We start from the raw sequence: 8816 nt of genomic DNA on the forward strand, positions 1-8816 counted from the left end.
AGGCTACGAGGTCATGGGCGCGACGAGCTATGGCGACTTGAGCCAGTTTGCACAACAGCAGTCTCGAGCCAGTGCATTCATCTTGTCGATTGACGATGAAGAGTTCACACCAGGCCCTGATCTTGACCCTGCCGTTTTGAATCTGCGTAACTTCATCGAAGAAGTGCGCCGTAAGAACGCGGACGTGCCGATTTATGTGTACGGCGAAACCAAAACATCGCGTCATTTGCCTAACGACATCTTGCGCGAGTTGCATGGTTTCATTCACATGTTCGAAGACACGCCCGAATTCGTCGCACGACACATCATCCGCGAAGCCAAGAGCTATTTGGAGAGCGTGCAACCACCTTTTTTCAAGGCCTTGCTCGATTACGCCGAAGACGGCTCCTACTCTTGGCACTGCCCAGGGCACTCCGGCGGCGTGGCATTTTTGAAGAGTCCTGTGGGTCAGATGTACCACCAGTTCTATGGTGAAAACATGTTGCGCGCTGACGTGTGCAATGCCGTCGAAGAGTTGGGCCAACTCTTAGACCACAACGGTGCCATCGGTGAGAGTGAGCGCAATGCCGCACGCATCTTCAACGCGGACCATTGCTTCTTCGTCACCAACGGTACGAGCACGTCCAACAAAATTGTGTGGCATCACACGGTGGCACCTGATGATGTGGTGGTGGTTGACCGCAACTGTCATAAGTCGGTGCTGCACGCCATCATCATGACTGGTGCTGTGCCCGTGTTTTTGAAGCCCACGCGTAACCATTACGGCATCATCGGACCCATCCCACAAAGCGAGTTTGAGCCTGCGGCTATTCAAGCCAAGATCAAGGCCAACCCCTTGCTCAAAGGCGTAGATGCCAAAAAGATCAAGCCCCGTGTCTTGACCCTCACGCAGTCTACGTACGATGGTGTGCTTTACAACACGGAAACCATCAAGAAGATGCTCGACGGCTACGTGGCTAACTTGCATTTTGACGAAGCATGGTTGCCTCATGCCGCATTCAATTCGTTCTACGGCACTTACCACGCAATGGGCAAGAAGCGTGAGCGGCCCATGCATTCGGTGGTGTATGCCACGCAATCCATTCACAAGTTGCTCGCTGGCATTAGCCAAGCCAGCCATGTGTTGGTGCAAGACTCACAGAAGACCAAGTTGGATCGCCACCTGTTCAACGAAGCGTATTTGATGCACACCAGTACCAGCCCGCAATACAGCATCATTGCCAGTTGCGACGTGGCTGCGGCGATGATGGAGCCGCCCGGTGGCGCTGCCTTGGTCGAGGAGAGCATTACGGAAGCCCTCGACTTCCGTCGTGCCATGCGTAAAGTTGACGAAGAGTACGGCAAAGACTGGTGGTTCAAAGTCTGGGGCCCTGACGATCTGGTAGACGATGGCATTGGTCGTGCAGAGAGCTGGATCATCAAAGGCAAGGGCAAGTCATCCAAGTGGCATGGTTTTGGCAACTTGGCCGATGGCTTCAACATGTTGGATCCCATCAAGGCCACCATCGTCACGCCTGGTTTGGATTTGAATGGTAAGTTTGATAAAACGGGCATTCCCGCCAGCATCGTTACCAAGTTCTTGGCAGAGCACGGTGTGATTGTTGAGAAGACCGGCTTGTACAGCTTCTTCATCATGTTCACCATCGGCATCACCAAGGGGCGTTGGAATTCGTTGTTGACTGCACTACAGCAGTTTAAGGATGACTATGACCGCAATCAACCCATGTGGCGCATCCTGCCCGAGTTTTGTCAAAAGCACCGGGCTTATGAGCGCATGGGCTTGCGTGATTTATGTCAGCACGTTCATACGCTGTACGCCAAATGCGATATTGCGCGTTTAACGACGGAGATTTATTTGAGCGACTTGACGCCCGCAATGAAGCCGAGTGATGCTTACGCGCAAATCGCGCACCGCAACACGCAACGTGTGCCAGTCGATGACTTGTTGGGCCGCATCACCACAAGTTTGGTCACGCCATATCCACCTGGTATTCCACTGCTGATTCCAGGTGAGGTGTTCAATAAGAAAATTGTGGATTACCTCAAGTTCGCCCGTGAGTTCAACTTGCAGTGCCCTGGCTTTGAAACCGACATCCACGGCTTGGTGGAAGAGGTGGGCGATGACGGTGTGAAGCGGTATTACGCCGATTGCGTCAAAGTTTAAACATTGAACACATCAAAAAAAGGAGCGACATGTCGCTCCTTTTTTTGATCATGCAGCGCAGGCTCTTTATGCGTTGCTCGGCTCGGCAATGCCGCCCACAACTTGGCTAAATCCACCGTCCACATAAGTTATTTCAGCGGTCACGCCAGCCGCCAAATCACTCATCAAGAACGCAGCTACATTGCCCACGTCTTCAATCGTTACGTTGCGGCGGATGGGCGAGGCTTCGGCGACCACATTCAAAATTTTGCCAAAGCCTTTGATGCCGCTCGCAGCCAAAGTTTTAATAGGTCCCGCACTGATGCCATTGGCGCGCAAGTGGCGACCTCTAGCACCCAAAGACTCAGCCAAGTAGCGTACAGACGCTTCCAGCGAGGCTTTGGCCAAGCCCATGATGTTGTAGTTGGGGACAGTACGGATCGCACCTAAGTAGGAAAGGGTCAGCACGGCTGACTTGTCGTTCAAGTAAGGCAATGCTGCTTTGGCCATCGCGGGAAAGCTATACGCGCTGATGTCGTGCGCAATTTGAAAACCTTCGCGTGACAAACCGTCCAGAAAATCACCAGCAATCGCTTCACGAGGGGCATAACCAATGCTGTGCACAAAACCATCAAACGTAGGCCAGTGGGTCGACAAGTCTTTGAACATTTGGTCGATTTGTGCGTCGCTGCTCACGTCACAATCAAAAATCAGCTTGGAATTAAAGTCTGCGGCAAACTCTGTGATACGGTCCTTGAATCGTTCACCCACATAGCTAAACGCCAGTTCGGCACCTTGTTCGTGACACGCCTTGGCAATGCCGTAAGCGATCGAACGGTTTGACAACACGCCCGTGATGAGAAGTTTTTTGCCAGATAGGAAACCAGTTTTTGTACTCATGCGAATCGCTCCAAAAAAATCTTGCAGAATTGTCGCATGCGTAGCTTCTTCATTTTGTTGGTATTTCTGTGCTCTGGTTCATCATGGGCGGCACATGCTTATGCCCAATTTGGGGATATCAAATACCCCGCTAATTTCCCAAATTTTGATTACGCCAACCCATTAGCACCTAAAGGTGGTGAGCTGGTGTTGGTGCCGCCCTCGCGATTGACCAGCTTTGACAAATACAACCCCTTCACGCTCAAAGGCAATGCGGCCCCTGGACTTGCTAATTTGGTATTTGATTCGTTACTCACCGGCACGATGGATGAGCCGACTACCGCCTATGGCCTATTGGCGGATGATGTGACGGTCGCGGCTGACCGTCGCTCGGTACTGTTCAAGTTGCGCCCTCAAGCGCGATTTCATAACGGGTACCCTGTACTGGCGGAGGATGTGAAATATTCTTTCGATCAACTCATCAGCAAACAAGCGGCACCACAATTTCGCACCTTGTATGCCGAGGTGGCAGGTGTCACTGTCGTAGATGCACGCACCGTGCGCTTTGACTTCAAGCGGGTGAACCCTGAGCTGCCTTTGATCGTGGGCGGCATGCCTGTCTTCAGTCACCACTGGGGCGAAGCGGAGGGGCAAACCAAACCCTTCGACAAAATCGTGACCGATGTACCGATTGGCAGCGGTCCCTACAAAATGGGGCGTGTGGTGTTTGGTCGTGATGTGAGCTATGAGCGCGACGACAGCTATTGGGCGCGGGACTTGAATGTGCGCAAGGGGCTTTTTAATTTTGATCGCATCACCTACCGCCTCTACAAAGACAGCACAGCCCAACTCGAAGGCTTCAAAGCGGGAGAGTTTAACTTGGTGCAGTCCTTCATTGCACGTGAGTGGGCGAGGGGATTCACAGGCAAACAGTTCACCAGCCGTCAGCTCATGAAGAGCGAATTCAAGCATGGCAATGCAGGTGATTTCCAAGGTTTTTTATTCAACACCCGTTTGTCCAAATTCAAGGATGCACGCGTGCGCGAAGCCATCGGTTTGGCGATGGACTTTGAATGGATGAACCATCAGCTGTTTTACGGCGCCTACCAGCGGGTACGCGGCTATTTCGTGGCCAGTGATTTCGAAGCTACGGGGCTTCCCGATACGGCTGAGTTGGCGTTATTGTTCCCCTTGCGAGATAAGCTCTCAAAAAATGTCTTTGAACAAACCGTGCCACTGCCGCCGCGCACGTCGCTAGACCCACAGTCCGGCGAAACATTGCGGGACCATTTACGCCGTGCCAAAGCTTTGTTGGCCGAGGCTGGTTGGATTTATCGTGATGGTGCTTTGCGCAATGCCAATGGCGACCCCTTTGCCATCGAGTTCTTAGACAACTCGGGGGCGATGGGACGTGTCATCACGCCTTACACCAAAAACTTGGAGAAGCTGGGTTTCCAGGTGAGCTACAAAGTCATTGATTTCGCAATTTTGCAAAAACGCCTTGATGTGTTTGATTTTGAAATCATCAGCAATCGCTGGGTCGGGAGTGAATCGCCGGGAACGGAGTTGATGGAACGCTTTGGCTCTAAGGCTGCTTCGACGGAAGGTGCGGGCAACTTCATGGGCGTGCAAGACGCGGCGGTGGATGCCCTGCTTGAGCGCGTCATCTCGGCCAACACAAGGTCGCAACTCATCACGGCCGTGCGTGCCTTAGACCGTGTGCTGCGCCATGGCCATTACAGCGTTCCGCATTGGTACGGCGGCGTACACCGCGTGGCGTGGCGCAATGAACGGTTTGAATTGCCCGCTGTCATGCCACGGTATTACCAGCCAGAGGCTTGGGCTTCATCGGCTTGGTGGGCGACGCTGGATAACCGCGCCACTTTGGCTGCGGCGAAAAAGGCGGAGCGTCAACCATGAGTTCATACATTGCCAAGCGGTTGTTGCTCATGATTCCTACGTTGTTTGGTGTGCTGTTCATGACCTTTGTCGTGATTCAATTTGTGCCGGGCGGTCCCGTTGAACAAATGGTGTCGCAGTTGCAAGGCCGTGACAGTGGTGGCGAAGGTGCTGCCGTGGCAGGTGCTGGCTACCGTGGCCGTCAAGGTGTGGATGCGGCGCGCATTGAAGAAATTCGTCAGCAATATGGGTTCGACAAACCCGCGACGGAGCGCTTCTGGCAAATGCTCAAGCAGTTTGCGGTGTTCGATTTAGGCAAGAGCTTTTTTTATTCCAAAACGGTGTGGGAGTTGGTCAAAGAAAAAATGCCGGTTTCCATCAGCTTAGGTTTGTGGACTTTTTTTTTAAGCTACCTTATCTCTGTGCCATTGGGGGTTGCCAAAGCGGTGCGCGCTGGTTCGCACTTTGACTTGTTCACGAGCTTGTTGGTGCTCGTTGGTTTTGCCATTCCCGGCTTTGTCCTAGGGGTGGCGCTATTGGTGGTCTTTGGCGGTCAGTTGCAGTGGTTCCCGTTGCGTGGGTTGACCTCGACTAATTGGGATCAACTGAGTTGGGGCGCGCGCATCACCGACTACCTGTGGCACATCGTGTTGCCCGTGACCTCTAGCGTACTCGGGGCGTTCGCAGTCACCACCTTGCTGATCAAAAATGCCATGCTGGAAGAAATTCGCAAACAATATGTGCTGACCGCCCGTGCCAAAGGCTTGTCTGAGCGACGTGTCATTTGGCAGCACGTGTTTCGCAATGCGCTGATTCCCTTGGTCACTGGTTTCCCCGCCGCCTTTATTGGCGCATTCTTCACGGGCTCTTTGCTGATCGAAACCTTGTTCTCGTTGGATGGGTTGGGTTTGTTGAGTTATGAAAGCGTGATGCGTCGTGACTACCCTGTGGTGTTGGGAACCTTGTATTTGTTTACGTTGATTGGCTTGCTCACCAAGCTCATCAGCGACCTTTGTTATGTATGGGTGGACCCGCGTGTCAAATTCGACTAGAGTTTTTCTCTCTCCGACCCAACGCGCATGGCTGCGCTTTAGGCACAATCGCCTTGGCTTTTACAGCTTAGTTTTGTTCGTGTTCTTCTTCGCTTTGAGTTTGTTGGCTGAAGTTTTATGCAATGACAAGCCGTTGATTGCCCGCTACAACGGTAGTTTTTACATGCCGATCGTGCACAACCAACCAGAGACCACCTTTGGCGGTGACTTCGAGACCCCCACGGATTTTTTAGATCCCTTTATCCAAGCCCAGTTCGCCCAGCCTGGCAATTGGGCTTTGTATCCACTCATCCCGTACCACCACAGCACACTTAACTACTTTGCCAAGCAACCCAATCCAGCACCGCCGTCGTCAGACAACTGGCTGGGTACGGATGACCGTGGCCGCGATGTGGTGGCGCGCCTGCTCTACGGCTTTCGTATCTCTGTGTTGTTTGCATTGGCCCTCACACTTTTTGGCACAGTGCTTGGCATCTTCACAGGGGCATTGCAGGGCTTCTTTGGTGGCAAGACGGATTTGGCCATGCAGCGCTTCATCGAGATTTGGAGTGCCATGCCAGAGCTGTACTTGCTCATCATCTTCTCTGCAGTGTTTGATCCCAGCATCACCTTATTATTGATTTTGTTGGGCCTGTTTGGCTGGATGGGCTTGTCGGATTACGTGCGTGCCGAGTTTTTGCGTAACCGCCAACTCGATTACGTGCGCGCTGCGCGTGCCCTAGGTTTGTCGAACGCTCAAATCATGTGGCGTCATGTCCTGCCAAATAGCCTCACGCCGGTGGTCACGTTCTTGCCTTTTCGAATGAGCGCTGCCATTTTGTCGCTGACCTCACTGGATTTTCTTGGACTGGGCGTACCTCCCAGCACCCCAAGTTTGGGCGAGTTATTGGCGCAGGGTAAAAACAACATTGATGCGTGGTGGATTTCTTTGTCAACGTTTGCCGTGCTGGTGGTTACGCTGATGTTGCTCACCTTCATGGGGGATGCGATGCGTGACGCGTTGGATCCGAGAAAGGTGCAATCATGAGATTGCCTTTGCTTCAGGTGCGTGATTTGCGTATCGCGTTTCAAAACGAAGAGGTCGTCAAAGGCATCAGCTTCAATTTGGATCTGGGTGAGAGGTTGGCCTTGGTGGGCGAGTCGGGGTCGGGCAAAAGTGTGACCGCCCTCAGCTTTGTCAAACTGTTGGAAGGTGCACGCGTGTCAGGTCGCGTGTTGTGGACGGCGCAAGACGCCGACACATTGGCGTCTGATGTCACCGATGCACCGCACACGCATGATTTGATCAAACTGAGTGAACGAGCGTTGGTTGACATCCGAGGGCAAGATATTGCCTATGTGTTCCAAGAACCCATGACAGCCTTGAACCCTTTGATGACCGTGGGCGCTCAAATTGCAGAGGTGCTGGAAGTCAAACGAGGGATGGATCCTGTCGTGGCGTGGCACGAAGCTGTGGAACTACTCAACCTCACCGGCATCCCCGATCCCGTGCGACGGGTTAGCACCTATCCCCATCAGTTGTCTGGCGGCCAGCGCCAACGCGTGCTGATTGCCATGGCCTTGGCTTGTCGTCCACGCTTGCTGGTAGCGGATGAGCCGACGACGGCGTTGGATGTGTCCTTGCGGACTCAAATTTTGGATTTGCTCGGTGACTTGCAAAAGCGTTTTGGCATGGCGGTGATGCTCATCACCCACGACCTCCATACCGTGCGCCACTTTGCGGACCGTGTGTTGGTGATGGAGAAGGGCGCTGTGGTGGAGTCGGGGGATGTACATGTGGTGTTGAGCCGTCCAGCGCATCCCTATACACAACGCTTGATCGATAGTCAGCTCCCCCGTGATGCCGTGGAAGCTCAAAACGATGCGGCTGTGCTGATGCAAGCCCAGGGCCTGTGTGTGAGCTACCCCATTCACCGTTCGGGCTGGCGCGGGTGGCTGGGCGGCGGCAAATTTATCGCGGTGCAAGGTGCGGACTTTCGCTTATGCGCGGGCCAAACCTTGGGGGTGATTGGCGAGTCAGGCTCTGGCAAAACCACCTTGGCGCTGGCTGCTCTGGGGTTGATGCCTAGCGAAGGCACACTCACGATTGACGGTGTCTCTTGGCAGGGCCACGCTGCTCAGGATTTGCCATTGCGTCGCAAAGTGCAAGTGGTGTTCCAAGACCCGTTTTCATCCCTGTCGCCTCGCATGAACGTTCAAGAATTGGTGTCCGAAGGGTTGAGTCTGCATGCGCCTGAGTTAGATGATTTGGGGCGTTTGCGTCGCATCTTGGTCACGTTGGCGGCTGTTGGATTGACGGAAACGGAGTTTCCAGGCTTGCTACAGCGCTACCCACATGAGTTTTCGGGGGGGCAACGTCAACGTCTCGCCATTGCGCGCGCTTTGGTGGTAGAGCCGCAGATGTTGGTGTTAGACGAGCCGACGAGCGCCTTGGATGCCACCACCCAGCTTCAAGTCTTGCAGTTGTTGCAAAAGCTACAACGGGTTCGTGGGTTGAGCTATTTGCTCATCACCCACGATGTGTCGGTCATACGTGCCATGGCCCACCATGTCATGGTCATGCAGACTGGAAAGGTGGTGGAGGCGGGCACGTTCGTACAAATTTTGAACAACCCGCAAGCACCATATACGAAAATTTTGCTAGGGGCAGAGGCCTAAAAATACCTTTTATCCTTGATAATCAAGGGCGGATTCAAGGACGAAGTGAACCTGCCCCTGTTGGACGTACCTCTTAGCTGGTCAATTATGCGGCCTTCAATAGCTGTGCCGCGTTCCAGCTTTTCTCAAACTGCATCGGGCTGACATAGCCCAATGTAGAGTGAATTCTGCGGTGGTTGTAGAAC

At 53.4% G+C, this 8816-nt stretch carries 7 protein-coding genes; 5 read left to right on the top strand and 2 right to left on the bottom strand.

All coding sequences use genetic code 11. The features are described from left to right. Positions 1–2164: arginine/lysine/ornithine decarboxylase (locus RMS03_RS00055; protein ID WP_310625086.1), on the top strand; the 2164-nt coding region annotated here is incomplete at its 5' end. Positions 2165–2230: 66 nt separating this feature from the next. Here the strand turns inward: RMS03_RS00055 and fabI are convergent. Continuing rightward, the gene (gene fabI, locus RMS03_RS00060; RefSeq protein ID WP_310625087.1) at positions 2231–3043 is read right to left on the bottom strand and encodes an enoyl-ACP reductase FabI; all 813 of its coding nucleotides are present in this window, start codon (positions 3041–3043) and stop codon (positions 2231–2233) included. Positions 3044–3079: 36 nt separating this feature from the next. Between fabI and RMS03_RS00065 the strand changes: the two genes are divergently transcribed. From RMS03_RS00065 to RMS03_RS00080, 4 genes are read left to right on the top strand one after another with little or no spacing between them, the layout of a single operon-like run. Then, the gene (locus RMS03_RS00065; protein WP_310625088.1) at positions 3080–4942 is read left to right on the top strand and encodes an extracellular solute-binding protein; all 1863 of its coding nucleotides are present in this window, start codon (positions 3080–3082) and stop codon (positions 4940–4942) included. Beyond that, the gene (locus RMS03_RS00070) at positions 4939–5973 is read left to right on the top strand and encodes an ABC transporter permease subunit (protein ID WP_310625089.1); all 1035 of its coding nucleotides are present in this window, start codon (positions 4939–4941) and stop codon (positions 5971–5973) included. Before RMS03_RS00065 ends, RMS03_RS00070 begins: the two co-directional genes overlap by 4 nt. Then, positions 5939–7000, top strand: coding sequence for an ABC transporter permease (locus tag RMS03_RS00075; protein WP_310625090.1), 1062 nt, complete (start codon positions 5939–5941; stop codon positions 6998–7000). Before RMS03_RS00070 ends, RMS03_RS00075 begins: the two co-directional genes overlap by 35 nt. Beyond that, complete coding sequence (locus RMS03_RS00080) at positions 6997–8631, top strand: dipeptide ABC transporter ATP-binding protein (RefSeq protein WP_310625091.1); 1635 nt, start codon at positions 6997–6999, stop codon at positions 8629–8631. The genes RMS03_RS00075 and RMS03_RS00080 overlap by 4 nt, the downstream gene beginning before the upstream one ends. 85 nt (positions 8632–8716) lie before the next feature. On the opposite strand, the gene RMS03_RS11550 is transcribed toward RMS03_RS00080, so the two are convergent. Next, positions 8717–8816: IS3 family transposase (locus RMS03_RS11550; protein WP_405023472.1), on the bottom strand; the 100-nt coding region annotated here is incomplete at its 5' end.

This window comes from Limnohabitans sp. (genome assembly GCF_031538885.1).
In the GTDB taxonomy this organism is placed as follows: Bacteria; Pseudomonadota; Gammaproteobacteria; order Burkholderiales; family Burkholderiaceae_C; genus Limnohabitans.